Origin of the sequence: Achromobacter sp. DH1f, assembly GCF_000633435.1 — a bacterium.
Classification (GTDB): domain Bacteria; phylum Pseudomonadota; class Gammaproteobacteria; order Burkholderiales; family Burkholderiaceae_B; genus Achromobacter; species Achromobacter deleyi.
Genome location: NZ_AYMF01000010.1, coordinates 311,639 through 337,806 on the forward strand (window position 1 = coordinate 311,639; position 26,168 = coordinate 337,806).

Sequence of the window (26,168 nt, forward strand, 5' to 3'; positions counted from 1 at the left end):
CGGGCGGGTTCAGAAGGTCTTGGTCAGCGACAGCAGGCCGGTGGCGCGGCCCATGTAGCGGCCGTGGCTGTTGGTGTAGACGGCGCGGTCGGCATTGGTGTCCAGATAGGCGACGGAGACCGCCAGACCCTGGCCGAAGTCCTTGGTCAGACCCAGCTTCCAGTCGGTGTACGAGCCGTCGTTGACGTTGCGCACCGTCTGGCGGCCAACGTGGGCGTTGACGGTCAGGCCCCACACGCCGGTGTCGAAGTTGCCCGTCAGGTCGAAGTACTGGCTGTACTTGCTGTCCGCAAACCCGAACAGGTTGGTCACGGCGACGGAATACTTGAACATGACCGGGCCATAGCCTAGGCCGGCGTAGAGTTCGGTGGTGTCGGGGCTGGTGAAGCCCGATGGGTAGTCGCCGGGGTAGTAGTACTGCAGCACGCCCAGGTCGAACGGGACGTCTTGCGCCAGGTTGCCCTTGTAGCCGCCGTAGAAATCCATTTCCACGGGGGCGGACACGTCATGGTTGCTGTCGCCCAGCCAGCTGATGCTGGAGTTCCAGTTGCCCAGGTACAGGCCGCTGGCGTGGGTGAAATCGAAGCCGCCCTGGATGGCGGGCTTGTTGTTGGTCTGCATCAGGCCGCGGTAGCGGTATTGGCTGGCCAGCGTGACGTTGGCGGTCAGCGAATATTCCGGAGCGGGCTCGCCGGCGGCGGGAGCATCGGCAGCGTAGGCGGGGGCCGTAAGGGCCAGCAGCGCGAGCGCGGCCAGGGTGTTGCGGGACATGGACTTCTCCTCTGTTGGACGGGATCGCCACAATAGGAGAAGCGGCATAAACGGCGAGACAAGACTGATGGGCCCCGCGTAAAAGGCGCGTCAATGCGGGGTTCAACCCGCGAAGCGATACCCCACGCCGATCTCGGTCAGCAGGTAGACCGGTTGCGCGGGGTCAGCTTCCAGCTTCTGGCGCAGGTGCCCCATGTAGATGCGTAGATAGTGATTGCTTTCCACGTGCGACGGGCCCCAGACCTCGCGCAGCAGTTCGCGGTGCGTCATGACCTTGCCGCGGTGCGCCAGCAGGGCGGCAAGCAGGCGGTATTCCATGGCCGTCAGGTGCACATGTTGGCCGCCGCGTTCGACCACGCGCTTGGCGAAATCGACGCGTACGTCGCCGAAGCTGATCTCGGCGGCGCTGCCGGCCCCGCCGCGGGCATGGCGCCGCAGCAGCACGCGCAGCCGCGCCAGCAGTTCACTGACGCCGAACGGCTTGGTCAGGTAGTCGTCGGCGCCTGCGTCCAGCGCCGCAACCTTGTCGGCCTCGGCGGTGCGGGCGGACAGGACCAGGACGGGCACTTCGGTCCAGCCGCGCAGCTCACGGATCAGCGTCATGCCGTCTTCGTCCGGCAGGCCCAGGTCCAGCACCACGGCGTCGGGTTGGCGCGTGCCGGCCTCGATCAGGCCGCGCTTGACCGTGTCGGCCTCATACACGGCGCAGCCCTCGCTTTCCAGGGCCTGGCGCACGAAGCGGCGGATATTGGCATCGTCTTCGATGATGAGGACGGTAGGCTGAAAGTCGAACATGCGGCGGGCTCAGGCGATTTCGGGTTGGATCGGGGGCGGGGTGCCCAAGGGGAGCGTAAAGACGAACTGCGCGCCGGACGGCTGGCCGGGGGCGTGCTCGACCCAGATGCGGCCGTGGTGGGCGGTGACGATGGCTTCGCACACGGCCAGGCCCAGGCCGACGCCTGGGGTGGCCGATTCGCGTTCGCCGCGAGTGAATTTTTCGAAGATGCGGCGTTCGGCGCCGGGCGCAACGCCGGGGCCGTTGTCGCAGACGGCGACGCGCAGCTCGCCGTCCTGCGCCGTGGCGTGCAGGCGGATGGTGCTGCCGGCCGGGGTGTACTTGGCGGCGTTTTCCAGCAGGTTGCACAGCACTCGCTCGATCAGCACGCCGTCGCATTCGACGAGCGGCAGGCCGGACAGGCTGTCGACCGAGACGCGGTGCGCGGCCAGCGCTTCGCGCATGGCCGCCAGTGACGCGCCGACCAGTTCTTCGATCGACTGCCATTCCGGCCGCAGCGGCGTATCGCGGCTTTGCAGGCGGGCCATGTCGAGCAGATTGGCCACCAGGGCATGCATGCGCTGGGCCTGGTCGCGCATGGCGCGGACGGTGTCCTGGATGTCGTCGGGCAGCGCGGCCTGGCGGCGCATCAGCGTGTCGGTCATGCCGACCAGGCTGGTCAGGGGCGTGCGCAGATCGTGCGACACCGCGGCCAACAGCGAGTTGCGCAGCTTTTCGGATTCCATGCTGACCAGGGCCTGTTGCGCCACTTCGACGTAGTGCAGGCGTTCCAGCGCGATGGCGATCAGGGTGGTGTAGGCCTCGATCTGGCGGCGCGAATCCGGATGCGAGAACAGGCTGCGACGCGGCGCAGCCAGGGCCAGCACGCCGCGCGTGCGCATCGGCGCCTTCAGGGGCAGGTAGAGCAGGTCGCTGTTGGACAGGGTGGCCGTACCGGCGCCGGCGGGCTGGCCGTGGTCGTAGACCCATTGCGCCAGTGCCGATTCCAGCGGCGGCATGTCGTCGGCCGCGGGCGAGGCCAGTTTGAGGCGGTCGTCCAGGCCCAGGATGTACAGCGCGCAGCGCGAGCCGAAGGTGGCGTGGACGAAGGCACCCGCGGACGCGACGATCTGCTCGGGCAGCAGTGCGGACGACAGCTCGCGGGCAAATTCATACAGGCTGCGGGCGTCGGCTTCGCGCTTGACCGAGGCCTGCGCCTGCAAGCGCAGGCCTGCCGTGAGCTGGCCGATCAAGAGGCCCACGGCCAGTAGCACGCCGAAGGTCAGCAGGTACTGCACGTCCGATACGGCGAAGGAGGCCAGGGGCTGGACGAAGAAGAAGTCGAACAGGCCCACGCTGACGACGGATGCCAGCGCTGCCGGGCCGCGGCCGTGGCGCAGCGCGACGGCCACCACGGCCAGCAGGAACAGCATCACGATATTGGTCTGGTGCAGCGCCGGAAACGCCAGTGTCGACAGCGCGGTGGCGGCGGCGCAATAGCACAGTGCCCAGGCATAGCCGGCCAGGGCTTGGGAGCCACGCTCGTCCGCCGCCTGGCGTTGGCGGCGGCCAAGCGTCAAGGGATCGCGTCCGGGCGCGCTGGTGGCCGGCAGGGGCGGTGCGCCGAGCCGGATGATGTCGATTTCGGGGCAACCGGCGGCCAGCATGTCGGCAAAACTGTGGCGGCGCCAGAGCCAACCGGGGCTGAGGGCCGCGTTCAGCAGCGCCGACAGCGACAGCTTCAAACGCTGCAGCCCGCTGGCGCGGGTGCGCCCGACGATGGCCTTGGTGATGTTGTGGCGACGCACGTAGCGCACCACGGCATCGACCATGTCCCCGCCGGCCAGGGTTTCGCTACGTGCGCCCAGCGAATCGGCCAGCGCCAGGCTGCGTTGCAGCCGCTCTTGTTCTGCCTGCGGTGGCGGGGCCGCGCGCGGCACGTCGATGGTGACGACATGCAGGTCGCATTCCAGCTGCTGGCTCAGGCGATGGGCGCTGCGGATGACGTATTCGGCATCGCCGTCCGCACCGATGCAGGCAACCACGGCTTCGCGCGTGCGCCAGACTGGCTCGATGGCGCGGTCGCGGCGGTAGGCCTGGACGTCGTCGTCGACGTGGTCGGCGGTGCGGCGCAGCGCCAGTTCGCGCAGCGCGATCAGGTTGCCCTTGCGGAAGAAATTGCGGGTGGCGTGACGCGCCTGTTCGGGCAGGTAGACCTTGCCTTCTTTCAGGCGGCGCAGCAGTTCGTCGGCCGACAGGTCCACCAGGATGACTTCGTCGGCCGCGTCGAAGACTTCGTCGGGCACGGTTTCCCAGACCCGCACGCCGGTGATGCTGCCGACGGCCTCGTTCAGGCTGTCCAGGTGCTGTACGTTCAGCGTGGTCCAGACGTCGATGCCGGCGGCCAGCAGTTCCTGGATGTCCTGCCAGCGCTTGGCGTGGCGCGAGCCGGGCGCATTCGAGTGCGCCAGTTCGTCGACCAGCACCAGGTCAGAGTGGGCGTCCAGCGCACCGTCCAGGTCGAATTCCTTGAGCGAGTGGCCGCGGTATGAAACGTCTTTGAGGGGCAGGACCGCCAGGCCGTCGAGCAGGGCGGCGGTTTCGCGCCGGCCGTGCGTTTCGACGATGCCGGCCAGCACCCGGGCGCCTTGCGCGGCGTGGGCGCGGGCCGCGACCAGCATGGCGTAGGTCTTGCCCACGCCGGCCGAGGACCCGAAGTAGACTCGCAACTTGCCGCGCACCGCCTGGCGCGCGGCGTCGTCTAGGGTTTTCAGGAGCGCGTCCGGATCGGGACGCTCGCCAGCATTGTCAGCCATGGACGCGCAAGTGAAGGGTGGGAACGGCTGGCAATACTATACGCCCGCGCTTCATTTGACCGGCGCCAGCTTGTCCAGCGCCAGGTTCAGCATGAGCACGTTGACCACGGGGTCGCCCAGCACGCCCAGCCAGGGCTTGGTGGTGTTGGCCTGGATCAGGGCATCGACCTGGTCGCGCGGCAGGGTGCGGGCGCGGGCCACGCGGGCGGCCTGATAGGCCGCGGCTGCCGGGCTGATGTGCGGGTCCAGGCCGCTGCCGGAAGCCGTGATCAGGTCCACCGGCACCGGCGTGGGATTGTCGGGATCGGCGGCCTTCAGCGCTGCAATGCGGGCCTGGATGGCCTCGGCCAGCGCGGGGTTGCGCGGGCCCAGGTTCGAGCCGCCCGAATTGGCGCCGTTGTACGGCATGGGCGAGGTGGCCGACGGCCGGCCCCAGAAGTACTGGGGCGCGCTGAACGACTGGCCGATCCATTCCGACCCGACCACCTTGTCGCCCTGGCGGATCAGCGAGCCGGACGCTTCGTGCGGGAACACGGCGGCGGCGATGCCGGTGGTGAGGAAGGGGTAGGCCAGGCCCGTCACCAGGGACAGGGCGGCGAAGACGACCAGCGCGGGGCGCAGGATGCCGCCTTGGCGCGGCAGGGAGAGTGCTTGTTTCATGATGATTTCCTTTCCAGTGACGGGCGGGGGTCAGACCCAGCCCAGGGCGGCCAGCACCATGTCGACCAGCTTGATGCCGACAAAGGGCACCAGCAGACCGCCCAGCCCGTAGATCAGCAGGTTGCGGCGCAACAGGATGGATGCGCCCAGCGGCCGATAGCGCACGCCTTTCAGCGCCAGCGGGATCAGCACGATGATGATGAGCGCGTTGAAGATCACGGCCGACAGGATGGCCGAGGCCGGCGTGGACAGGCCCATGATGTTCAGCACGTTCAGTTGCGGATACACGGTGGCGAAGGCGGCCGGAATGATGGCGAAGTACTTCGCCACGTCGTTGGCGACGCTGAAGGTGGTCAGTGCGCCGCGCGTCATCAGCATCTGCTTGCCGATTTCAACGATCTCGATCAGCTTGGTGGGATTGGAATCCAGGTCCACCATATTGCCGGCCTCTTTGGCGGCCTGCGTGCCAGAGTTCATCGCCACCGCCACGTCGGCCTGGGCCAGCGCCGGCGCGTCGTTGGTGCCGTCGCCGGTCATCGCCACCAGGCGGCCTTCGCTCTGGTAGGCGCGAATCAGCTTGAGCTTGGCTTCCGGCGTGGCTTCGGCCAGGAAGTCGTCGACGCCCGCTTCGGCCGCGATGGACGCGGCGGTGAGCTTGTTGTCGCCGGTGATCATCACGGTCTTGATGCCCATGCGGCGCAGTTCGGCGAAGCGCGACTGGATGTCCGGCTTGACGATGTCCTTGAGCTCGACCACGCCCAGCGCGCGGTTGCCGTCGCTGACCATCAGCGGCGTGCTGCCGCGGCGCGCCACGTCTTCGGCCAGGCGCAGCACCTGTTCGGGCACCACGGCGTCCTGCGCGGCCAGCCAGGCCTGCACGGCGTCGACGGCGCCCTTGCGGATCATGCGGTCCTTCAGGTTCACGCCGCTCATGCGCGATTGCGCGGTGAAGGGCACGTACTCGGCGTCCGCCGCACGGGTGGCGGGGGCGTGGATGGACTTGTCCGCCAACGACACGATGCTGCGGCCTTCGGGCGTTTCGTCGGCCAGCGAGGCCAGTCGGGCGGCGTCGGCCAGCTCACGCGGCGAGACGCCGGGCGCGGGCAGGAAGGTGGACGCCTGGCGGTTGCCGAAGGTGATGGTGCCGGTCTTGTCCAGCAGCAGCACGTCGACGTCGCCCGCGGCTTCCACCGCGCGGCCCGAGGTGGCGATGACGTTGGCGCCCATCATGCGGCTCATGCCCGCCACGCCGATGGCCGACAGCAGGCCGCCGATGGTGGTCGGGATCAGGCACACGAGCAGGGCCACCAGCACCGTCACCGTGACGGCGCTGCCGCCGCCCGCAGCCGATACCGAGTAGATCGAGAACGGCATCAAGGTCGCGACGACCAACAGGAACACCACCGTCAAGCCGACCAGCAGGATGGTCAGGGCCAGCTCGTTGGGCGTCTTCTGGCGCTTGGCGCCTTCGACCATGGCGATCATGCGGTCCAGGAAGCTTTCACCCGGATCGGCAGCGATGCGCACGAAGATCCAGTCGGACAGCACGCGGGTGCCACCCGTGACCGACGAGAAGTCGCCACCCGATTCGCGGATGACCGGGGCTGATTCGCCGGTGATGGCGCTTTCGTCCACGGAGGCCACGCCCGCAATCACCTGGCCGTCGCCAGGGATGGTTTCGCCGGCCTCGACCAGCACCACGTCATTGCGACGCAGCAGGCCCGATGGCTGGCTGACCGCCTGGTTGCGCCACAGGTCCGGCAGGGCGCGGCTGGCGTCTTCGTCACGAAAGCCCTTGAGCAGCCGTGCGTTGATGGTGGTGCGCAGGCCGCGCAGCGTGGCGGCCTGCTGCTTGCCGCGGCCTTCGGCCAGCGCTTCGGCGAAGTTGGCGAACAGGACCGTGAACCACAGCCACACCGAGATCGCGAGGATGAACCCCGCGGGGGCCTCGGCCTGGCCGCGCAGCGCCATGACCCACAGGATCGTGGTCAGGATGCTGCCCACGTACACCACGAACATGACGGGGTTCTTCAATTGCGCAGCCGGCGAGAGCTTGCGCAGGCTGTCCAGCAGGGCGGGGCCGACCAGCGCGCCCGACCACATGCCGAACTTGCGTTCTTGCACAGCGGCCGACGGCGCGCGGGCGGCGCCGCCGCCGGCGCCTTGGGTTGGCATTTCAATCTTGGCCATTTTCTTTCCTAGCCTGTTGCATTCAGGGTTGCAGGTGTTCCGCGACCGGGCCCAGGGCCAGCGCGGGCACATATGTCAGGGCGCCCACCAGCAGCACCGCGCCGATCAGCAGCACCACGAAGAGCGGGCCGGTGGTGGGCATGCTGCCGGGTCCGGCGGGCAGGCGGCGCTTGGCCCCCAGCGAGCCGGCAATCGCCAGGATGGCGACGATGATGGCGAAGCGGCCGAACCACATCGCGATGCCGAGCAGCACGTTGTAGAAGGGGGTGTTGGCAGACAGGCCGGCGAAGGCGCTGCCGTTGTTGTTGGCGGCCGACGACAGGGCGTAGAGGATTTCCGAGAAGCCGTGGATGCCCGGGTTGAGCACCCCTGCCTGGCCTGCGGTCACCGAGACCGCCAGCGCCGTGCCGCCCAGCACCAGCAGCGGCGTGGCCAGGATCACGATCGACACCATCTTCATGTCGTAGGCCTCGATCTTCTTGCCCAGGTATTCCGGCGTGCGGCCGATCATCAGCCCGGCGATGAAGACGCCCAGGATGGCGAAGGCCAACATGCCATACAGCCCCGAGCCGACTCCGCCGAAGACCACTTCGCCCAACTGCATCAGCAGCATCGGCGACAGGCCGCCCATGGCGGTCAACGAGTCATGCATGCCGTTGACCGCGCCGCAGGAGGCCTCCGTGGTGATGGTGGCGAACAACGACGTGGCGGCGATGCCGAAGCGGGTTTCCTTGCCTTCCATGTTGCCGCCGGGCGAAAACGCGGTCATGGCGCTGTCGGCCCCGGCCTGCGCGGCCATGGGATTGGCCTGCTGCTCGAAATAGGCCGTGGTCAGCGCGAACACGACGAACAGCACGGTCATCGCCGCCAGGATGGCGATGCCCTGGCGCCGGTTGCCGACCATTTCACCGAAGGTGAAGCACAGGGCCGCGGGTATCGCCAGGATCGCCAGCATTTCCAGGAAATTCGACAGCGCCGTCGAGTTTTCGAACGGATGGGCCGAGTTGGCGTTGAAGAAGCCGCCGCCGTTGGTACCCAGCAGCTTGATGGCTTCCTGCGAGGCCACGGGGCCCATGGCCAGGGTCTGCGTCTGAGTGACGGCCGGGTCGGTGACGGGCTGGCCCTTGGCGTCCAGCACCGGTTGGCCCTGGGCGTCCACGCGCGGCTGGTCATAATGCAGGGCTTCCACCGTCTGCACGTCCTGGTAGGGGCTGAAGTTCTGGATCACGCCCTGGCTGACCAGCGCCAGCGCCAGCACCAGCGACAAAGGCAGCAGCACATACAGCGTGCAGCGGACCATATCGGCCCAGAAGTTGCCCAGCGTGGCCGAGCAGTGGCGCGCCAGTCCGCGGATCAGCGCGAACAGCACGGCGATGCCGGTGGCGGCCGAGACGAAGTTCTGCACCGTCAGCGCCAGCATCTGCGTCAGGTAGCTCATCGTCGATTCGCCGCCGTAGCCTTGCCAGTTGGTGTTGGCCACGAAGCTGATGGCGGTGTTCAGCGAGGAATCGGGCGACACGGCGCCCAGGCCGGCCGGATTCAGCGGCAGCATGCCCTGGACGCGTTGCAGGGCATACACGACCACCACACCCAGCACGTTGAAGGCCAGCACCGCCAGCGCATAGCGCTTCCAGCCCATTTCGGCCTGCGGGTCGATGCCCGCGAGCCGGTAGATACCGCGTTCCAGCGGGCGCCCCCAGGCGGTCAGCCGGGATTGCCCGTTTTCCATGGCGATGCGGATATAGCGCCCCAGAAAGGGCGAGATCGCGAGCAGGACTACCAGGTACACGACCAGCAGTCCGACGAATTCGGCAGTCATCAGAACTTCTCCGGTTTGAACAGGGCAACCAGCAGGTACACGAACAGCAGCGCGGCCGTGACGCCGCTCAGCCAATAGAGCCAGGTCATGGTTGCTCTCCCGAAGACAAGACGTCGCAGAACGCGACCAGGGCGTAGGTCAGCCCGGCCATGACGGCGAAGACGGCGATATAGATGGCATCCACGTTTTTCCTCCCGGGAGCCAGGCTCCCTTCGAACGACGAACCTGCGCGGCATAGGGGATGCGGACCGCGCGGCCGGTGTGACCAATCAGGACACCGGCAGGTTACGGAGCAGGGGGTAAAAACGGGGTATAGCTTTGGCGGGGGGGTGTAAACGGAACGTAAAGACGGCGCGTCACAATGGCAGGGTGGAAACACGGCCACGACGCCCCGCGGGAGGCCCGGATGTGGGCACGGGGCAGCCTCTTTTTTGAGGCATGCTCAAGATCGGGCGTTTCCGGGAGGCGCCCAGGGATCGGAAAACCCGAGTTTTCGGCCAAAAAATCCCAACATTTGGAACGTGACGCCAAAAATGCACTGATATGGTGCAAGTAATATGTAAATGAATGCGCCGAATTAGGGCATTCCCCTAGTGTGGCATTCCCGCATCTGGTGCAGAATCTCTTCCCATGCAGGTGAGGAGACAAAGCCCTGCATGGGCAATTACCGGCGGCACCGGTACATAAAAAAGTAGCAGTACTCAAAAAAAGCAAAACGCACAACGGCTGGCACCAGGCAGTGCCGGCCGTTGTCGCATAAAAATCCCGCATTTCATCCGCCCAGGGTTTTTCTAGCGCCGCGTTTCGCGATATTCGCCAGGTCTTGCTTACGCTAGAGCTATGCCCGAATCCCGCGTTTCCTCCCCTACGCCCGTCCCCTCCCGCTATTGGCGCCGCAACGTCTGGCTGATCGTGCTGTTGCTGGTCGTCTGGGCCGCGCTGACCTTCATTCCGTCTTATTTCGCTCGTAGCCTGTCGTTCGACTTCATCGGCTGGCCGTTCTCGTTCTGGATGGCGGCCTATGGGGCGCCGCTGGCTTACCTGGTCATCATTGCGGTGTACGCGCGGATCATGAACCGCGAAGATCGCCGCGCCGAAGAGGCCAAGGGGAACCGCTGATGCCTTTCGGCGGAGACACCCCACAGGAACTCAATATCCGGCTGCGCCGCATCTATGTGCTGTACACGGCGGGCTTTGCGCTGATGATCCTGCTGATGGCGCTGGCCGAGATCCTGGGCCTGCCGCGCAACTGGATCGGCTATGTGTTCCTCTTGGTCACGGTCAGCCTGTACGCGGGCATCGGCATCGTCTGCCGCACGTCGGACCAGGTTGAATACTACGTGGCGGGGCGGCGGGTGCCGGCCATCTACAACGGCATGGCGACCGCGGCCGACTGGATGTCGGTGGCCTCGTTCATCGGCGTGGCGGGTACGCTCTACCTGACAGGCTACGGCGGCCTTGCCTACATCATGGGCTGGACCGGCGGCTATGTGCTGGTGGCGATGCTGCTGGCGCCTTACCTGCGGCGCTTCGGCCAATACACCATTCCCGATTTCATGGGCGCGCGCTATGGCGGCAACCTGCCGCGGCTGGCGGGCGTGGCCTGCGCCATTCTCTGTTCGTTCACCTACCTGGTCGCGCAGATCTACGGGGTGGGCATCATCACCACCCGCATGACGGGCATTTCGTTCGAACTGGGCATCTTCGTGGCGCTGGGCGGCATGCTGGTCTGTTCGTTCCTGGGCGGCATGCGCGCCGTCACGTGGACGCAGGTGGGGCAGTACATCATCCTGGTCATTGCGTACCTGGTGCCGGTGGTGTGGCTGTCCATCAAGCACACCGACATGCCCATTCCCCAGCTGTCGGCCGGCGTGGTGCTGCAGCAGGTGACGGAAAAAGAGGTCTACCTGCAGAACGACCCGGCCGAGATCGACGTGCGCCGGCTGTGGCAGGAACGTGCCGACGAGATGGCGCAGCGGGTGCGCGACCTGCCCGAGTCCTGGACGCTGGAAAAAGACAAGCTGCGCAGCCGCCTGGCGCAACTGAACGCGGGCGATGCGCCCATGGTCGAGATCCGCTCGGTCGAACGGGAACTGGCCGCGTTTCCGCCCAATGTCGACGAAGCGCGGATTGCCTGGTCCCAGGCCAAGGCGACCTTCGAGGCGCGCGCCGCGCCGTTGACGCCGCACGCCGAGCCATTTCCGTCCAAGGACCCAGAAGAGCGGCGCAACATGCGCATCAACTTCCTGGCGCTGGTGCTGTGCCTGATGCTGGGCACGGCGGGCATGCCGCACATCCTGATGCGCTCATACACCACGTCCTCGGTGATCGAGGCGCGCAAGTCGGTGTGCTGGTCGCTGCTGTTCATCCTGCTGCTGTACTTCATGGCGCCGGCCCTGGCGCTGCTGGTCAAGTACGAGGTCTATACCCAGGTGGTGGGGTCCAATTTCCTCAGCCTGCCCAACTGGGTGCATGCCTGGAGCGCGGTCGACAGCAATCTGCTGGACGTGACCGACATCAACCGCGACGGCGTGGTGCAACTGAGTGAAATCAGCATCGGCGCCGACGTGGTGGTGCTGGCCATGCCCGAAATCGGCGGTCTGCCCTATGTGATTTCCGCGCTGGTGGCGGCAGGCGGGCTGGCCGCGGCATTGTCCACCGCCGATGGCCTGTTGCTGACGCTGTCCAATTCCCTGTCGCACGACATGTGGTACCGGATGGTGTCCCCGCGCATGTCGGCCGCGCGTCGGGTGATGGTGTCCAAGATCCTCTTGCTGGTGGTGGCCTTTGGCGCCGCCTGGGTGGCGGCGCGCAAGCCGGCCGACATCCTGTTCATGGTGTCGGCGGCGTTCTCGTTCGCCGCCTCGTCGTTCTTTCCGGCGCTGGTGATGGGCGTGTTCTGGCGCCGCGCCAACAAATGGGGCGCCACGCTGGGCATGGCGGCCGGGCTGGCGGTGACCTTCGCCTACATGACGCACACCCACCCGTGGCTGCGCGAATGGGTGCTGGGCATTTCGCGTACGCAGCCGGTGGATCTGTGGTGGGGCATCCAGCCGATCGCGGCGGGCGTGTTCGGCGCGCCGGTGGCGTTCCTGACCATCATCGTGGTGTCGCTGCTGACCCCGCCGCCGGACCGCGCCACCCTGGCGCTGGTGGACTATCTGCGCAATCCGGGCGCGCCCAAGCCGCAGATCGAAAACAGCTAGCGGGGCGCGCAGGCGTCGGCGCGGCGGTCCGAAGGATCGGCGCAGGCGGCCCACGCTTGCGCGGGCATTGCAGTGATCAACGTGGATATCTGGCCGGGCGCCCATAGCCAGTGGACGCTGCCGGGCTGCTGGCGTGCGGCCTGCCAGATGCGCTGGCGCTGGGCGGCGGTCATATTGAAAACGCCGCCATCGCCGCTATTGCCGCTGGCCAGCACGGCGGCCGGATTCCGTTTGGCTTGATACAGCGCGCCGTCTTCGCCGTCTTGCGACTGCACGATCGCCCAGTCGTAGTGATACGACTCCAGGGCAGGAGAGCGCCATGCCGGCCCGTCCAGCACCAGGATGGCGTTGGACGTGGCGAGGGCGCGATGCGGCGGCCCCAGCACGGTGGATTCGTCGGCCAGAGGGATTGCTTGGCGGCGATAACGCTGCGCGGGTTGGCCTTGCTGATCGTAGGCCACGACTTCGCGGGCCTGGTCCTGGCCGGCGGCGTTGCTTTCAAGATAGAAAATGACGCGCAGCAAGCGTCCGGCCGCGTCATGTACGTAACGGGCTTGCGGCCGCGGCTGGTCGTCGCACGCGCCGGTGGCGGTTTCGGCCAGCCAGCCTTGCGGATCGTAGCGCAGGCAATGGCGCGCCGGCGGGACCTTCGCGCCATTCCAGGGGCGTGCCAGTACGTCGTAGCCGCTCAGCCGGCCCGCGCCGTCGTAGCGGAACCGGGTTTCGGTGTCGGGCGCGGGCAATGCGGCGTCTGGTGCGGCCAGTGCTTGCGCGACGGCATTGGCCGAATAGGTGGCGATGCTGCACAGGTGCCGGGCGCCGTCGGCGCCGCGCTCAACGCGCAGCACGGTCCGGCCGATGCGCGCGCCGGCCGGCGCGCGGTAGACGGACCAATCGACGCGTTCGGCCCAGGGGAACGCCGTGGCGCGCAGGCCCGTGGCCACTTCCACCATCGGCCGCCAGGTCTTGATGCGCGAACCGTCCAGGCCCAGCAGCGTATGGGTGTCGTCCAGCGCGATATCGGCGACGACGGTCTCGCGGTCTGCCTGCGCCAATGGGCGGCACAGGGGGGCAGCTTGCACGGCAATCAGCGCAGGCAGCAGCAAGAGCGCGGCCAGCGCCAGCGGCCAGGACTCAGTACGCGGCGGCATGTTGCAGATAGGCGATCAGGCCCGCCAGTTCGCGGCTGACGCCGCCCAGGCGCAAGGTGTCGCCGCGGGTGTCCATCAGCACGAAAGGAAAGGCGTTGCGCTCGAGCTTGCCGGCGGGTGGCAGGCGGTACGGCGTGAAGTTCCCGGGCGATTCCAGATAGGTGTTGGTCATGTCGCCCACATCCACGTGCAGATACCAGACGGTCAGGTCCTGGCCCTGCAGGTCAGGTTCTGTTTCCGGGTAGAGGCCGCCTTCGCCGGCAGGGATCGCGCTGTTCAAGACGGCCACTACGACGTTTTGTGCGCCGTGGACGGGCACGTAGGCGTGATCCCCCGCCGGGCGGGTGAAGGCCTGGCGGATGAAGGCGGAGGCGCGCGATCCCGGTACCACGCTGCGGGCGAACAGCGCGTCGAGCTGGGGTTCGGTCAGTGCGGCGCGTGCGGCGGCCAGCGTGTCCAGATCCTGGGTGAAGTGCTGCATCCAGGCGCGGTAGCGCTGCAATTCGGCGGCGCGGTCAAAACCCTGTGCCTGCGCATTGCCCGCCAGCAGCAAACCCAGGCACAGCCAGGTCCACGCGGCCAGCCAGCCGCGCCAGGCTTGCCGGTAGGCGCCGGCGGTCAATGGGAGACGGATTTGGAAAAGACGTTCATGACCACCACGCCGGCGATGATCAGGCCGATGCCGATCAGCGCGGGGGTGTCCAGGTGCTGCTTGAAGAACACCGCGCCGACGATGGAGATCAGCACGATGCCCACGCCCGACCAGATGGCGTAGGCGATGCCCACGGGCACTTCGCGCAGCGTCAGCGACAGGAAATAGAACGAGATCATGTAGCCGAACACCGTGATGATCGACGGGGCCAGGCGCGAAAAGCCGTCGGAGCTTTTCAGCGCGCTGGTGGCGAAGATCTCGGCGATGATGGCGATGCCCAGATAGAGCCACTTCATTTGCGCGGTCCTTCGGATTGGCGCAGCAGCACCAGCAGGGCGCCGGCGCCGCCTTCGCGTTCGGGGGCTTCGGAAAACGCCAGCACCTCGTTCTTTTGCACCAGCCAGGTACGCGCCTTGTCTTTCAGCACGGGTTCCAGCCCTTCCGAGCCATAGCCCTTGCCATGCACGACGCGCACGCAGCGGATGCCGTGTTCCTGGCATTCGTCCAGGAAGGACAGCAGGGCATGGCGCGCCTGTTCGACCCGCAGGCCATGCAGATCGAGTTCGGCGCCGGCACGCCACTGGCCGCGGCGCAGGTTGCGTGCGGTGTCGGGGGCGGCGTCGCTGCGCACGAATGCCGTGCCGCCTTCCGACAGCAGATGCGTGATCTCGCCGCCGTCGGAAACACCGGCATCCGCGCGGTGCGGTGTCTCGCCCAGGGCGTTGGCGCGGCGCAGGGCCGGGGCGGGTTCAGGCGCGGGCTTGTGCTCGACGCGAGGCGCATGCTTGATCGGCTTGACCGACTGCATGGTGCGGCGAAACGCGGCCAGGCCGTCGGCCGGATCGGCATCCGGCGACGCGGCAGCCGCGGGCTTTTTCAGCGCCGCCACCCGCTGGGCGAGGGCGGTGCGCTCTTGCTCGGCCTGAAGATCTTTCTTCAGGCGTTTCAGGTCGGCCTGGCCGACCTTACTGCCCCGCATTCTCCAACCACCGTTGTGCGTCCAGGGCGGCCATGCAGCCCGTGCCGGCGCTGGTGATGGCCTGGCGGTAGACGTGGTCCTGCACGTCGCCGGCAGCAAACACGCCCGGAACGGAGGTCATGGTGGCCATGCCGGACAGGCCGCTCTTGGTGACGATGTAGCCGTCTTTCATTTCCAGCTGGCCCTGGAAGATCTCGGTGTTCGGCTGGTGGCCGATGGCGATGAACGCGCCGGTGACCTTCAGGTCTTCGGTGGCGCCGGTATCGACGTGTCGCACTCGCACGCCGGTCACGCCGCTGTCGTCGCCCAGCACTTCTTCCAGCGTGTGGAACACTTTCAGTTCCATGTTGCCGTTTTCGACCTTGCTCATCAGCTTGTCGACCAGGATCGGCTCGGCACGGAACTTGTCGCGGCGGTGGATCAGGGTGACCTTGCGGCAGATGTTGGACAGGTACAGGGCTTCTTCGACGGCGGTATTGCCGCCGCCGACCACGACCACGTCCTGGTTGCGGTAGAAGAAGCCGTCGCAGGTGGCGCAGCCGGACACGCCGCGGCCCATGAAGGCCTCTTCCGAGGGCAGGCCCAGGTACTTGGCCGAGGCGCCGGTGGCGATGATGAGGGCGTCGCAGGTGTAGATCTTGCCGGTGTCGCCCGTGAGGGTGAACGGGCGCTTGGACAGATCGACCTTGGCGATGTGGTCGAACAGCATTTCGGTGTTGAAGCGTTCGGCGTGCTTCTGGAAGCGCTGCATCAGGTCCGGGCCCTGCACGCCATCGGCGTCGGCCGGCCAGTTGTCGACGTCCGTGGTGGTCATGAGCTGGCCGCCTTGGGCCAGACCTGTAACAAGAACAGGGCTCAGGTTGGCGCGTGCCGCATAGACGGCCGCCGTGTAACCGGCAGGGCCGGAACCGAGTATCAAAACTTTAGCGTGCGTAGGCGTGGACATGGGCGGGTATCTTTAGGTTAACGCCCAATTATAATGAGCCGCATGCCGCGTATCTCGACTGCTTCTCCGCGCGCTTCGCGCAACACCCGTAACGGGCCATCGCCCCTGCAGACGCGTATCTCCGCGCTGCTGCGCGAGGCCCGCTGGATTCTCTTCGCCGCCCTGGCGGCCTGGCTCACGCTGGTGCTGGCCACCTGGAGCGCCGCCGATCCTGGCTGGTCGCATTCCGTCCCCGCCGGCGCCATTCACAACAAGGGTGGAACGCTGGGTGCCTACCTGGCGGACATCCTGCTCTATCTTTTCGGTTTTTCCGCCTGGTGGTGGGTCATCCTGCTGCTGCACCGGGTGCGGGCGGGCTACCGCCGCCTGGCCAGCCATCTTCGTGTTACCAATAGTAAACAACCGGAAGTGTTGCCGCGCGTCCACTGGGAAGAGGGCATCGGCTTTTTTCTGCTGTTGTTCGGTTCGCTGGGCATGGAAGCCCTGCGTCTGGCCAGTCGCGGTACCCACCTGCCGGGCGCCTCGGAAAACGCCAGCGGCGCTGGCGGCGTCATCGGCCATACCCTGGCCGAACTGACCAGCCGCAGCATCGGCTTTACCGGCAGCACCCTGGCCTTCCTGGTCATGCTGGCGATCGGCCTGAGCCTGTTCTTCTCGTTCTCGTGGCTGACCGTGGCCGAGCGCGTGGGCTCCTGGATGGAAGGCATGGTGCGCCGCGTGCGCAATTCCTACGCCGCCCGCGAAGACCGCAAGGTCGGTGAAGTGGCCAAGGCCGTGCGTACCGAGCAGGTCGTGGCCAAGCAGGAAAAGCTGGTCCACGAGCAGCCGGTGCGGATCGAACCGGCTATCACCGTGGTGCCCAAGTCCGAGCGCGTCGAAAAGGAAAAGCAGCAATCGCTGTTCTTCGCGCCCTCGGGCGGCGAAGGCGACCTGCCGGCGATCAGCCTGCTGGACCCCCCGCTGGCCAACCAGGAAACCGTGTCGGCCGAGACCATCGAATTCACCTCGCGCCTGATCGAAAAGAAGCTGGCCGACTTCGGCGTGTCCGTCACCGTGGTGGCGGCGCAGGCCGGCCCGGTGATCACGCGCTACGAAATCGAACCGGCCACCGGCGTGAAGGGCAGCCAGATCGTCAACCTGGCCAAGGACCTGGCCCGGGCGCTCAGCCTGGTCAGCATCCGGGTGGTGGAAACCATTCCGGGCAAGAACCTGATGGGCCTGGAACTGCCCAATCCGCGCCGCCAGATGGTCCGGCTGTCCGAGATCCTGGGGTCGCAGACCTATCACGCCAGCCATTCGGTCGTGACCATGGCGCTGGGCAAGGACATTGCCGGCAACCCGGTGGTGGCCGACCTGGCCAAGATGCCCCACCTGCTGGTGGCGGGCACGACCGGCTCGGGCAAGTCCGTCGGGATCAACGCCATGATCCTGTCGCTGCTCTACAAGGCCGACGCCTCCCACACGCGCGTGATCCTGATCGACCCGAAGATGCTCGAAATGAGCGTCTACGAAGGCATTCCGCACCTGTTGGCCCCGGTGGTCACCGACATGCGCCAGGCCGCCAACGCGCTGAACTGGTGCGTGGGCGAAATGGAAAAACGCTACCGCCTGATGAGCAAGATGGGCGTGCGCAACCTGGCCGGCTACAACACCAAGATCCGCGACGCGATCAAGCGCGAAGAGCCGATTCCCAATCCGTTTTCGCTGACGCCCGACCAGCCCGAGCCGCTGGCGCCGCTGCCCACCATCGTGGTGGTCATCGACGAGCTGGCCGACCTGATGATGGTGGTGGGCAAGAAGATCGAAGAACTGATCGCCCGCCTGGCCCAGAAGGCGCGCGCGGCCGGCATCCATTTGATCCTGGCGACGCAGCGCCCGAGCGTGGACGTGATCACCGGCCTGATCAAGGCCAACATCCCGACCCGCATTGCGTTCCAGGTGTCGTCCAAGATCGATTCGCGCACCATTCTTGACCAGATGGGCGCTGAAACGCTGCTGGGCCAGGGTGACATGCTGTACATGCCGCCGGGCACGGGGCTGCCGGTACGTGTGCACGGCGCTTTCGTCAGCGACGATGAAGTGCACCGGGTGGTCGAAAGCCTGAAGGCGCAGGGCGAACCGAACTACATCGAAGGTCTGCTGGAAGGCGGGCTGGATGGCGACGGCGGCGAAGGCGCCAGCAGCGTCACGGGCATCGGCGGCGACGCCGAGTCCGACCCGATGTACGACCAAGCCTGCGAGGTGGTGCTCAAGCACCGCCGCGCCTCGATCTCGCTGGTGCAGCGCCATTTGCGCATTGGTTACAACCGTGCGGCGCGGTTACTCGAGCAGATGGAACAATCGGGTATGGTGTCGGCGATGCAGTCCAATGGCAACCGGGAAATCCTGGTTCCTGCCGCCGCCGCTCGAGAGGAAGCATGATGAAGACGTTTCGCGGCCTGGCCGCCGCCCTGGCTTTTTGCGTGGCTCCCGCGCTGGTTCCGGTTTCGGCCGTGGCGGCCAGCGCGCAAGAGCAGTTGCGCTCGTTCGTCAGCACGGTGACGGCGGCAACGGGGTCTTTTTCGCAGTACACGGTGAATACGCAAGGGCGTACGCAGCCGGCGCAGACGGGGGTGTTCTCGTTCCAGCGGCCGGGGAAGTTCAAGTGGGCGGTGCAAAAGCCGTATGAACAGCTGGTGATTTCGGACGGCCGTCAGGTGTTCCAGTTCGATCCGGATCTGGCGCAGGTGACCGAGCGCAAGGTGGATGCGGCGATCGGCACGTCGCCGGCCGCGATCCTGTTCGGGTCGGGGTCGCTGGAGCAGTCGTTCGATGTGTCTGCGTTGCCTTCCAAGGATGGCGTCGATTGGCTGCGGGCCAAGCCGCGGACCGCGGATGCGGGGTTTTCGCGGGTGGATATCGGGATGAAGGACAATCTGCCGGTTCGAGTCGAATTGCTGGATTCTTTTGGGCAGACGACGCGGGTGGATCTTTCCGGGATTGTGCCTAATCCTAAGCTGGCGGATAAAGAGTTCCAGTTTGTGGCGCCTAAGGGCGTTGATGTCGTCAAGATGTGATCTGGTTTGTCGCTGCGCGCGACTGGGCGCGGCCTGATTGATTGTCGGTGACGGGGCTTCTTTGTAGGCCGCCCGTCACGGGTTGGGCGCAGGGGTGCGCGCCTACGATTGCGGTCCGGAGCCTTCGCTCCGGACTTCCCCTTCGTCATTCTCGTCCGCCTGCGGCTCCCTTCGAATTCCCTCGGGCGCATCTAACGGCGCGCACCCCTGCGCCCAACCCGTGACGGGCTACGTCTTCGGAGAATTGGGGCGTTGTCAGGCCGGGGGATGGGGAGGGGTTTGCGTCGCTTGCCCCAGGCCGGCCGCGCGGGCGGCCTTTTGGGGCTTCGGCAGTGTGCTGCGTCGTGGCGTTGGCGCTGCGCGCTTGCGCAGTGTCTTTCCGAGGTGCCACGCTAGGATAGTCGCCCGGCCGCGCAGCCCCCTTGGGGGGCAGCAAGCTCACGCAGTGAGCGCGGCGTGGGGGCGTTTGTACGCTACACAATCAATTTCTACCTTGGCGTCCACCATCAGGGGGGACTGCACGCAGGCGCGTGCGGGCGGGTTGTTGCCGAAGTATTCCTTGAACACCTTGTTGAACGACGGGAAGTCGCGGGCGTCGTCCAGCCAGACGCCGCAGCGGATGACGTGTTCGGGGCCGTAGCCGGCTTCTTTCAGGATGGCCAGGACTTGCTGGATGGCTTTGTGGCATTGGGCGACGGTGCCGCCTTCGATGACTTCGCCGTTTTCCATGGGGACCTGGCCCGAGACGTAGAGCCAGCCGTCGGCGGCGACGGCGCGGGCGAAGGGCATGTGGGAGCCGCCTTGGCCGGTGCCGCCGGCGACGCCGTAGCGGGTGATGCCGTTGTTGTCGGGGGTGGGGGCGTTGCTCATGTGGGCTCCTGGGTGGAAGAAGGGGTGGACGCGGCGAAGCTGGCGCGCAGGTCGCCGTTGCGAGGCAGCCAGCGGCCGGCGCGGTCGCCGGTGGGCTGGCCCTGGTGATAGGACAGGGCGCCGTTGACCCAGACGGCCTCGATGCCGGCGGCGGTCTGGACGGGGGCGGCGAAGGTGGCGCGGTCGATGACGGTGTCGGGGTTGAAGAGCACGAGGTCGGCGTGAAAGCCTTGGCGGATCAGGCCGCGTTCGGCCAGGCCGAAGCGGGCGGCGGACAGGCCGGTCATCTTGTGCACGGCTTCGGCCAGGGGGAACAGGCCGACGTCGCGGCTGTAGTGGCCGAGCACGCGGGGAAAGGCGCCCCACAGGCGTGGGTGCGGCATGGGGTCGTTGGGCAGGCCGTCTGAGCCGACCATGGTCAGGCGGTGCGACAGTACGCGGCGCACGTCGTCTTCGTGCATGTTGTGATAGACCGCGCCGGCCGGTTGCAGGCGCTGGGCGGCTTCGAGCAGGCTGACGCCCCAGTCGGCGGCGACGGCGGCGAGTTTGCGGCGGGCCTGTTCGGGGTGCGGCACGGACCAGGTGATGTCGATGTCGAATTCGTCGGTGACCTGCTTGAGGTCCAGCGTGGACGAGCTGGCGGAATAGGGGTAGCAGTCGCAGCCGACGTGTTGCAGGCGGCCGGCGTTTTCCAGCTTGAACAGCACTTCCTTGGTGCGGCCCCAGTTGCCGGCGCCGGCGCATTTCAGGTGCGACACCACCACCGGCACGCGGGCGTGCAGGGCGATGTCGAAGGCCTCTTGCATGGCTTCCAGGATGGCGGCGAATTCCGAGCGCAGGTGGGTGGTGTAGAGCGCGCCGAATTCGTCCAGGGCTTCGGCCAGCAGCTTGACCTCGGCGGTGTCGGCTTCGATGGCCGAGCCATAGGCCAGGCCGGTGCTCAGGCCGATGGCGCCGTGTGCCAGGGCGTCGCGCAACTGTTCGCGCATGGCCAGGACTTCGTCGCGGGTGGCGGCGCGGTCCAGGCGGTCCATGTGGTTGTTGCGCAGGGCGGTGTGGCCCACCAGCGCGGCGACGTTCACCGCCGGTTGTGCGGCTTCGATGGCGCGGGTGTAGGCGGCAAAGGTGGGATAGGCAAAGTCGTCGCGCTGCCCCAGCAGGTTCATCGGATCGGGCGGGTCGCCGCGCAGCGAGACGGGCGAGGCGCTGATGCCGCAGTTGCCCACCACCACCGTGGTCACGCCTTGCGACAGCTTGGGCAGCATGCCCGGGGTGCGGATGACGTTGGTGTCGTCGTGGGTGTGGACGTCGATGAAGCCGGGGGCCAGCGCCAGGCCGCTGCCGTCGATGACCTGGCGCGCCGTGGCGCCGGGCAGCTCGCCGATGGCGGCGATACGGCCGTCGGCCAGCGCGACGCTGGCGACGTAGTCGGCGCCGCCCGAGCCGTCGAGGACGCGGACGTTGCCTATGAGGGTGTCGTACATCATGGTTTCCAGGTTCAATCGCCCAGCGGCAGCCGGTTGGGGCCGCCGCGGTGCTCGTCCAGCGCCAGCTTGATGCGGCGCAGGCGTTCGCGGTTCTCTTCTTGGTTCAGCATGGCCAGTTCGGTGGACAACAGGTCGATGGCCAGCATCATCGCGTAGCGCGACGCCGAGGGTTTGTAGATGAAGTCGGTTTCGTCCGTGCGGATCGGCAGCACCACGTCGGCAAGCTTGGCCAGCTCGGAGGTCGCGTCGGTGATGGCGACCAGGCGCGCGCGGTATTGCTTGACGATGCGGGCGGCGCCGACGATTTCCGGGGTCAGACCCGAGGCCGACAGGACCAGCACGGCGTCGCGCTCGTCCAGCGTGGCGGCGACCATGCGCAGCAGCACGGCGTCGCTGTAGACGGCAATGGGATAGCCCAGGCGCACCAGGCGCGACTGCACTTCCTGCGCCAGTACGGCGGACGCGCCGCCCATGCCGAATACATAGATCATGCGGGCGCCGTCGACGATCGATGCGGCGGCTTCGAACAGCGGCTCGGTGAAGGTCGGCAGGTGCGCGCGTAGCGTGCTTTCGATGTCGGCGTAGATGCGTGCGTAGAACGTGCTTTCCTCGGCCGGGGCGTTCTGGTCCAGGAAGCGGCTGCCCACGGTGCTGGCCTGGGCCAGCTTCATCTTCAGGTCGCGGGTGTCGTCGCAGCCGACGGTGCGGGCAAAACGCGAGATCGTGGCGATGCTGACGCCGGCCTTGGCCGCAAGCTGGTCGACGGTGGCGCTGGCGCTCCAGATGATGTTGTCCAGGATGGCGTCGGCCACCTTGCGTTCGGTCACGCTCAGGTCGTCCCGGCGGCTGCGGATCTGGAAGACGATGTCGCGGATGATGTTCATGTGGTGTTCCTGGATCAAGTCGGGGGCTCGCGCCCTTACGCGGCCAGCTCGGGGTCGCCGATGCGCGAGCAGGCCACGAAATGGCCCGGGCCGACGCTGACGTCGCGTGCCTCGATCGTGGCGCAGGCCTCGATGGCGTGCGGGCAGCGGGTGCGGAATACGCATCCGGAAGGCGGGTTGACCGGGCTGGGGATGTCGCCCTTGAGCAGAATACGCGAACGCGGTGCACGCGGATCCGGCACCGGCGCGGCCGACAGCAGCGCGCGGGTGTAGGGATGGCGCGGCCGGGCATAGACCTCGCTGGTCGGGCCGCGTTCCATCACGCGGCCCAGGTACATCACCACCACTTCGTCGCACAGGTAGTCGACCACGGCCAGGTCGTGCGCCACGAACAGCATGGTCAGGCCCAGGTCGCGCTGCAGGTCCTGCAGCAGGTTCAGCACCTGCGCCTGCACCGACACGTCCAGGGCCGATACGGGCTCGTCGGCCACGATGAAGTCCGGTTCCACCGCCAGCGCACGGGCAATGCCGATGCGCTGGCGCTGGCCGCCCGAGAACTCGTGCGGATAGCGGCGGCTGTGGTCGGCGTTCAGGCCGACGCGTTCGAGCAATTCGCCGATGCGTGCGTCGCGGCGGGTCTGGGCCAGGCGGTGCGTGTCCAGCGCTTCGCCCAGAATCTCGGCGACCGTCATGCGCGGGTTCAGGCTGGCGTAGGGGTCCTGGAACACGATCTGCATGCGGCGGCGCCAGGGCAGCATCTGCTTTTCGGACAGGTGCGTGATGTCCTGGCCATCGAACAGCAGGCGGCCGGCGGTGGGCGCGAACAGGCGCAGCAGGGCGCGGCCGGTGGTGGTCTTGCCGGAGCCGGATTCTCCCACCAGGCCGACGATGGTGTTGCGCGGCACGTCGAAGCTGACGCCGTCCACGGCCCGTACCACCGGGGCGTTGCGGGCCTGCGACGTGGGGAAATGGACCTTCAGGTCCTCGATGCGCACCAGCGGATCGGCAGCGCGAATGGGCTGGGGGCTTACGGTCATAGCGGGGTCACCTTGATGCAGCGGGCGCGGTGCTGGTCTTGCACCGTCACCAGGTCGGGCACGGCGCGCAGGCAATTGTCGTCAGCCAGCTCGCAGCGCGGCGCGAACGTACAGCCGGCTGGCAGCGACAGCACGCTGGGCACGTTGCCCGGAATGGCGCGCAGGCGCTCGCCGGAGGCCAGCAGCGCCGCGGTCGGCAGGCAGGACAAGAGGCCGCGGGTATAGGGGTGGGTAGGCTTTTCGAACAGGTCGTAGACCCCGGCGTCCTCGACTACGCGGCCGGCGTACATCACGGCCACGCGATGCGCGATCTCGGCCACCACGCCCAGGTTGTGCGTGATGAACAGGATGCTCATGTTCATCTCGGCCTGCAGGCGGCGCAGCAGGTCCAGGATCTGCGCCTGCACCGTCACGTCCAGCGCGGTGGTGGGCTCGTCGGCGATCAGCACGGCCGGGTTGCAGGCCAGCGCCAGCGCGATCATGACGCGTTGGCGCATGCCGCCCGACATCTGGTGCGGATACTCGTTCACGCGCCGGTCGGCCGCCGGAATCTCGACGCGGTCCAGCATCTCGCGGGCGCGCTTCATGGCCGCCGCGTGCGAACCGCCTTCGTGCTGCAGCACGGCCTCGGCGATCTGGTCGCCCACCGTGTACAGCGGATTCAGGCTGGTCATGGGTTCCTGGAAGATCATCGCGATCTCGGCGCCGCGGATGCGGCGCAAGGTCGAGGCCGACGCGTGGGCCAGGTCATGTTCCTGGCCACGGCGGTCGCGAAAGCGGATCTTGCCTGCCTCGATGCGGCCGGCCGGCTTGGGCAACAGGCCCATGATCGACAGGCTGGTCACGGACTTGCCGGAACCGGATTCGCCGACGATGGCCAGCGTTTCGCCGCGGGCCAGGTCGAAGGTGACGCCGTCCACCGATTTGGCGATGCCGTCGCGGCTGTGGAACCAGGTTTTCAGGCCTTCCACCGACAGCACGACGTCTCGGGTGCTTGCGGTCATGATTACAGCTCCTTGCGCAGGCGCGGGTCGAGGACGTCGCGCAATCCGTCGCCAACCAGTTGCAGCGACAGCACGGACAGGACAATGGCGATGCCGGGGAAGATCATGATCCAGTCGGCCGAACCCATGTACTGCTGGCCGGCGTTGATCATGGTGCCCCAGGTGGGAATGTCGGGTGAGACGCCCACGCCCAGGAACGACAGGCCGGCTTCGGCCAGGATCGCGTAGGCGAAGATGAAGGTGCCCTGCACCAGAATGGGCGACAGCAGGTTGCGCAGCACGTGCACGGTGACGATGCGCCAGGTGCTGACGCCCAGCGCGCGGGCGGCTTCCACGAACGGCAGTTCGCGGATCACCAGCGTCGAGGCGCGCACGATGCGGGCCAGGCGCGGCGTGTAGACGATGCCCAGCGCGATCACCACGTTCACCAGCGACGGCCCCAGCGCGGCCACCAGCGAGATGGCCAGCAGGATGTCCGGGAAGGCCATCATGGCGTCGATCAGGCGCGACACGAACTTGTCGGCCGACCGGAAAAAGCCCGCGATCAGGCCCAGGGCAATGCCCAGCACGCTGGACAGGATCACCACCGAGAAGCCCACCATCAGCGACAGCCGGCCGCCGTGGATGACGCGGCTGAACACGTCGCGACCGAAGTCGTCGGTGCCGAACCAGTGGGTGGCGCTGGGCGCCTTGAGCCGGTTCATGATCGACAGTTTGTAGGGATCGAACGGACTGACCCAGGGGGCCAGCAGCGCGGCGGCCACCAGCACGACGATGACGATCAGGCTGATCAGCACCGTCTTGCGCGCCACCAGCAGGCGCAGGACCTGCCAGCGGTCGACGCCGGAAGTGGGGGAAGTTGCGATGGCCATATTAGTAACGCACCCGGGGGTCGACCAGCAGGTAGAGCAGGTCGATGAACAGATTGATCAGGACGTAGATCGCGGCAATGATCAGTAGCGCGCCCTGGATGACGGGGTAGTCGCGGCGCAGCACGGCCGACACCACCAGGCTGCCTACGCCAGGCAGGCCGAACACGGTTTCGGTCACCACGGCGCCGCTGATCAGCAGGGCAGTCGTCAAGCCCAGCACCGTCAGGATCGGGATCAGCGCGTTGCGCACGGCGTGCTTCAGGATGACCTTGCTTTCCGGCAGGCCCTTGGCCCGGGCGGTGCGCACGTAGTCGTCACGCAGCACGTCCAACATGCTGGCGCGGATGAAGCGGGTGATCAGCGCGGAATTGACCAGGCCCAGCACCACGGCGGGCAGGATCAGGTGCGACACGCGGGTTGCCAGCGAAGCATCGGGGCCGCCATAGCCGGACACCGGCAGCCAGCCCAGCTTCACCGAGAACAGCTGCATCAGCAGCAGGCCCAGCCAGAAACTGGGCACGCTGGACGTGAACATCGAGAACGACAGCACCGACTGGTCCAGCGTGGTGCCGCGCTTGACCGCCGACAGGATGCCCACCGGCAATGCGATCGCGGTGGCGATCAGCAGCGACATCAGCGTCAGCAGCAGCGTCGGTTCTGCGCGATCGGCCAGCGCCGACAGCACCGGCTTGTTCATGAAGATGGACTGGCCCAGGTCGCCCTGCACCAGCTTGCCCAGCCACGAGACGTACTGCACGGGCAGGGGGCGGTCCAGCCCCAGTTGATGTTCCAGCGCGGCGATGTCCGCCTGGCTGGCCTGGGGCCCGAGCATCACGGCCGCGGGGTTGCCGGGCGTGACGCGGATGATCACGAACACGATGGTCGCGACGATGAACATCACGGCCACCAGCCCGATCAGCCGGTTCAAGAGATAACGCAACACAGTGGAATCCTAAAGATCAGTGCGCGGACGGCAGGCGCCGGGCGGGATGG

General features: G+C 67.1%; 23 protein-coding genes. 4 read left to right on the forward strand and 19 right to left on the reverse strand.

Going from position 1 to position 26,168, the window contains the following annotated elements; all coding sequences use genetic code 11:
• Positions 1 to 9: 9 nt before the first annotated feature.
• The 7 genes from U858_RS0109275 to kdpF all read right to left on the reverse strand — a co-directional run bounded on the left by U858_RS0109275 (position 10) and on the right by kdpF (position 9,120).
• A complete protein-coding gene (locus tag U858_RS0109275) occupies positions 10 to 771 on the reverse strand; it encodes a TorF family putative porin (RefSeq protein ID WP_025136885.1) in 762 nt (253 codons plus the stop codon).
• Between the two features lie 102 nt (positions 772 to 873).
• Positions 874 to 1,566, reverse strand: a complete 693-nt coding sequence (gene kdpE, locus U858_RS0109280; RefSeq protein WP_025136886.1) for a two-component system response regulator KdpE — start codon at positions 1,564 to 1,566, stop codon at positions 874 to 876.
• Between the two features lie 9 nt (positions 1,567 to 1,575).
• The gene (locus U858_RS0109285) at positions 1,576 to 4,362 is read right to left on the reverse strand and encodes a sensor histidine kinase KdpD (RefSeq protein WP_025136887.1); all 2,787 of its coding nucleotides are present in this window, start codon (positions 4,360 to 4,362) and stop codon (positions 1,576 to 1,578) included.
• Between the two features lie 51 nt (positions 4,363 to 4,413).
• Positions 4,414 to 5,022 carry a potassium-transporting ATPase subunit KdpC gene (kdpC, locus tag U858_RS0109290; RefSeq protein ID WP_025136888.1) on the reverse strand — a complete coding sequence of 203 codons (609 nt, stop codon included), beginning with the start codon at positions 5,020 to 5,022 and terminating at the stop codon, positions 4,414 to 4,416.
• 30 nt (positions 5,023 to 5,052) lie between these two features.
• Positions 5,053 to 7,212: a potassium-transporting ATPase subunit KdpB gene (kdpB, locus tag U858_RS0109295; RefSeq protein WP_025136889.1), complete on the reverse strand. Its 2,160-nt coding sequence runs from the start codon at positions 7,210 to 7,212 to the stop codon at positions 5,053 to 5,055.
• A 22-nt stretch (positions 7,213 to 7,234) separates the two neighbouring features.
• Positions 7,235 to 9,031 (reverse strand): potassium-transporting ATPase subunit KdpA, encoded by a 1,797-nt coding sequence (gene kdpA / locus U858_RS0109300; RefSeq protein WP_025136890.1) that lies wholly within the window; start codon positions 9,029 to 9,031, stop codon positions 7,235 to 7,237.
• A complete protein-coding gene (kdpF, locus tag U858_RS33630; RefSeq protein ID WP_042884659.1) occupies positions 9,031 to 9,120 on the reverse strand; it encodes a K(+)-transporting ATPase subunit F in 90 nt (29 codons plus the stop codon). The genes kdpA and kdpF overlap by 1 nt, the downstream gene beginning before the upstream one ends.
• A 751-nt stretch (positions 9,121 to 9,871) precedes the next feature.
• Between kdpF and U858_RS0109315 the strand changes: the two genes are divergently transcribed.
• Positions 9,872 to 10,150 carry a DUF4212 domain-containing protein gene (locus U858_RS0109315; protein ID WP_025136891.1) on the forward strand — a complete coding sequence of 93 codons (279 nt, stop codon included), beginning with the start codon at positions 9,872 to 9,874 and terminating at the stop codon, positions 10,148 to 10,150.
• Positions 10,150 to 12,237: a sodium:solute symporter family protein gene (locus tag U858_RS0109320; RefSeq protein WP_025136892.1), complete on the forward strand. Its 2,088-nt coding sequence runs from the start codon at positions 10,150 to 10,152 to the stop codon at positions 12,235 to 12,237. The genes U858_RS0109315 and U858_RS0109320 overlap by 1 nt, the downstream gene beginning before the upstream one ends.
• Here U858_RS0109320 and U858_RS0109325 read toward each other — a convergent pair.
• The 5 genes from U858_RS0109325 to trxB are packed head-to-tail and all read right to left on the reverse strand — an operon-like array spanning position 12,234 to position 15,965.
• A complete protein-coding gene (locus U858_RS0109325; protein WP_025136893.1) occupies positions 12,234 to 13,388 on the reverse strand; it encodes a hypothetical protein in 1,155 nt (384 codons plus the stop codon). The genes U858_RS0109320 and U858_RS0109325 overlap by 4 nt on opposite strands.
• On the reverse strand, positions 13,372 to 14,010 hold the full coding sequence (locus tag U858_RS0109330) for a hypothetical protein (protein ID WP_025136894.1): 639 nt from the start codon (positions 14,008 to 14,010) through the stop codon (positions 13,372 to 13,374). The genes U858_RS0109325 and U858_RS0109330 overlap by 17 nt, the downstream gene beginning before the upstream one ends.
• Positions 14,007 to 14,336, reverse strand: coding sequence for a multidrug efflux SMR transporter (locus tag U858_RS0109335; RefSeq protein ID WP_025136895.1), 330 nt, complete (start codon positions 14,334 to 14,336; stop codon positions 14,007 to 14,009). Before U858_RS0109335 ends, U858_RS0109330 begins: the two co-directional genes overlap by 4 nt.
• Positions 14,333 to 15,019 (reverse strand): Smr/MutS family protein, encoded by a 687-nt coding sequence (locus U858_RS0109340; protein WP_025136896.1) that lies wholly within the window; start codon positions 15,017 to 15,019, stop codon positions 14,333 to 14,335. Before U858_RS0109340 ends, U858_RS0109335 begins: the two co-directional genes overlap by 4 nt.
• Positions 15,006 to 15,965 (reverse strand): thioredoxin-disulfide reductase, encoded by a 960-nt coding sequence (trxB, locus tag U858_RS0109345; protein WP_025136897.1) that lies wholly within the window; start codon positions 15,963 to 15,965, stop codon positions 15,006 to 15,008. The genes U858_RS0109340 and trxB overlap by 14 nt, the downstream gene beginning before the upstream one ends.
• A gap of 42 nt (positions 15,966 to 16,007) precedes the next feature.
• Here trxB and U858_RS0109350 point away from each other — a divergent pair, with 42 nt between their 5' ends.
• Together U858_RS0109350 and lolA are read left to right on the forward strand one after the other, a co-directional pair.
• Positions 16,008 to 18,386 carry a DNA translocase FtsK gene (locus tag U858_RS0109350; RefSeq protein WP_025136898.1) on the forward strand — a complete coding sequence of 793 codons (2,379 nt, stop codon included), beginning with the start codon at positions 16,008 to 16,010 and terminating at the stop codon, positions 18,384 to 18,386.
• Positions 18,386 to 19,021 carry an outer membrane lipoprotein chaperone LolA gene (gene lolA, locus U858_RS0109355; RefSeq protein ID WP_025136899.1) on the forward strand — a complete coding sequence of 212 codons (636 nt, stop codon included), beginning with the start codon at positions 18,386 to 18,388 and terminating at the stop codon, positions 19,019 to 19,021. The genes U858_RS0109350 and lolA overlap by 1 nt, the downstream gene beginning before the upstream one ends.
• 438 nt (positions 19,022 to 19,459) lie before the next feature.
• Here the strand turns inward: lolA and U858_RS0109360 are convergent, their stop codons facing one another.
• Genes U858_RS0109360 through U858_RS0109390 form a run of 7 tightly spaced genes read right to left on the reverse strand, consistent with a single transcriptional unit; the run spans position 19,460 to position 26,118 of the window.
• Positions 19,460 to 19,891, reverse strand: a complete 432-nt coding sequence (locus U858_RS0109360) for a RidA family protein (protein WP_025136900.1) — start codon at positions 19,889 to 19,891, stop codon at positions 19,460 to 19,462.
• A complete protein-coding gene (locus U858_RS0109365; RefSeq protein ID WP_025136901.1) occupies positions 19,888 to 21,375 on the reverse strand; it encodes an amidohydrolase family protein in 1,488 nt (495 codons plus the stop codon). The genes U858_RS0109360 and U858_RS0109365 overlap by 4 nt, the downstream gene beginning before the upstream one ends.
• A gap of 14 nt (positions 21,376 to 21,389) precedes the next feature.
• Positions 21,390 to 22,262, reverse strand: a complete 873-nt coding sequence (locus U858_RS0109370; RefSeq protein ID WP_025136902.1) for a MurR/RpiR family transcriptional regulator — start codon at positions 22,260 to 22,262, stop codon at positions 21,390 to 21,392.
• 35 nt (positions 22,263 to 22,297) lie between these two features.
• Entirely contained in the window at positions 22,298 to 23,299 is a 1,002-nt protein-coding gene (locus U858_RS0109375; protein WP_025136903.1) for an ABC transporter ATP-binding protein, read from the reverse strand.
• Positions 23,296 to 24,303, reverse strand: a complete 1,008-nt coding sequence (locus tag U858_RS0109380) for an ABC transporter ATP-binding protein (RefSeq protein ID WP_025136904.1) — start codon at positions 24,301 to 24,303, stop codon at positions 23,296 to 23,298. The genes U858_RS0109375 and U858_RS0109380 overlap by 4 nt, the downstream gene beginning before the upstream one ends.
• A gap of 2 nt (positions 24,304 to 24,305) precedes the next feature.
• Positions 24,306 to 25,175, reverse strand: a complete 870-nt coding sequence (locus tag U858_RS0109385; RefSeq protein WP_025136905.1) for an ABC transporter permease — start codon at positions 25,173 to 25,175, stop codon at positions 24,306 to 24,308.
• A gap of 1 nt (position 25,176) precedes the next feature.
• On the reverse strand, positions 25,177 to 26,118 hold the full coding sequence (locus U858_RS0109390; protein WP_025136906.1) for an ABC transporter permease: 942 nt from the start codon (positions 26,116 to 26,118) through the stop codon (positions 25,177 to 25,179).
• Positions 26,119 to 26,168 lie beyond the last annotated feature (50 nt).

Bases quoted from the DNA above. Each gene is read 5' to 3' on its own strand.
- U858_RS0109275 (WP_025136885.1), bottom strand. From the start codon at position 771: ATGTCCCGCAACACCCTGGCCGCGCTCGCGCTGCTGGCCCTTACGGCC.
- kdpE (WP_025136886.1), bottom strand. From the start codon at position 1,566: ATGTTCGACTTTCAGCCTACCGTCCTCATCATCGAAGACGATGCCAAT.
- U858_RS0109285 (WP_025136887.1), bottom strand. From the start codon at position 4,362: ATGGCTGACAATGCTGGCGAGCGTCCCGATCCGGACGCGCTCCTGAAA.
- kdpC (WP_025136888.1), bottom strand. From the start codon at position 5,022: ATGAAACAAGCACTCTCCCTGCCGCGCCAAGGCGGCATCCTGCGCCCC.
- kdpB (WP_025136889.1), bottom strand. From the start codon at position 7,212: ATGGCCAAGATTGAAATGCCAACCCAAGGCGCCGGCGGCGGCGCCGCC.
- kdpA (WP_025136890.1), bottom strand. From the start codon at position 9,031: ATGACTGCCGAATTCGTCGGACTGCTGGTCGTGTACCTGGTAGTCCTG.
- kdpF (WP_042884659.1), bottom strand. From the start codon at position 9,120: ATGACCTGGCTCTATTGGCTGAGCGGCGTCACGGCCGCGCTGCTGTTC.
- U858_RS0109315 (WP_025136891.1), top strand. From the start codon at position 9,872: ATGCCCGAATCCCGCGTTTCCTCCCCTACGCCCGTCCCCTCCCGCTAT.
- U858_RS0109320 (WP_025136892.1), top strand. From the start codon at position 10,150: ATGCCTTTCGGCGGAGACACCCCACAGGAACTCAATATCCGGCTGCGC.
- U858_RS0109325 (WP_025136893.1), bottom strand. From the start codon at position 13,388: ATGCCGCCGCGTACTGAGTCCTGGCCGCTGGCGCTGGCCGCGCTCTTG.
- U858_RS0109335 (WP_025136895.1), bottom strand. From the start codon at position 14,336: ATGAAGTGGCTCTATCTGGGCATCGCCATCATCGCCGAGATCTTCGCC.
- U858_RS0109340 (WP_025136896.1), bottom strand. From the start codon at position 15,019: ATGCGGGGCAGTAAGGTCGGCCAGGCCGACCTGAAACGCCTGAAGAAA.
- trxB (WP_025136897.1), bottom strand. From the start codon at position 15,965: ATGTCCACGCCTACGCACGCTAAAGTTTTGATACTCGGTTCCGGCCCT.
- U858_RS0109350 (WP_025136898.1), top strand. From the start codon at position 16,008: ATGCCGCGTATCTCGACTGCTTCTCCGCGCGCTTCGCGCAACACCCGT.
- lolA (WP_025136899.1), top strand. From the start codon at position 18,386: ATGAAGACGTTTCGCGGCCTGGCCGCCGCCCTGGCTTTTTGCGTGGCT.
- U858_RS0109360 (WP_025136900.1), bottom strand. From the start codon at position 19,891: ATGAGCAACGCCCCCACCCCCGACAACAACGGCATCACCCGCTACGGC.
- U858_RS0109365 (WP_025136901.1), bottom strand. From the start codon at position 21,375: ATGTACGACACCCTCATAGGCAACGTCCGCGTCCTCGACGGCTCGGGC.
- U858_RS0109370 (WP_025136902.1), bottom strand. From the start codon at position 22,262: ATGAACATCATCCGCGACATCGTCTTCCAGATCCGCAGCCGCCGGGAC.
- U858_RS0109375 (WP_025136903.1), bottom strand. From the start codon at position 23,299: ATGACCGTAAGCCCCCAGCCCATTCGCGCTGCCGATCCGCTGGTGCGC.
- U858_RS0109380 (WP_025136904.1), bottom strand. From the start codon at position 24,303: ATGACCGCAAGCACCCGAGACGTCGTGCTGTCGGTGGAAGGCCTGAAA.
- U858_RS0109385 (WP_025136905.1), bottom strand. From the start codon at position 25,175: ATGGCCATCGCAACTTCCCCCACTTCCGGCGTCGACCGCTGGCAGGTC.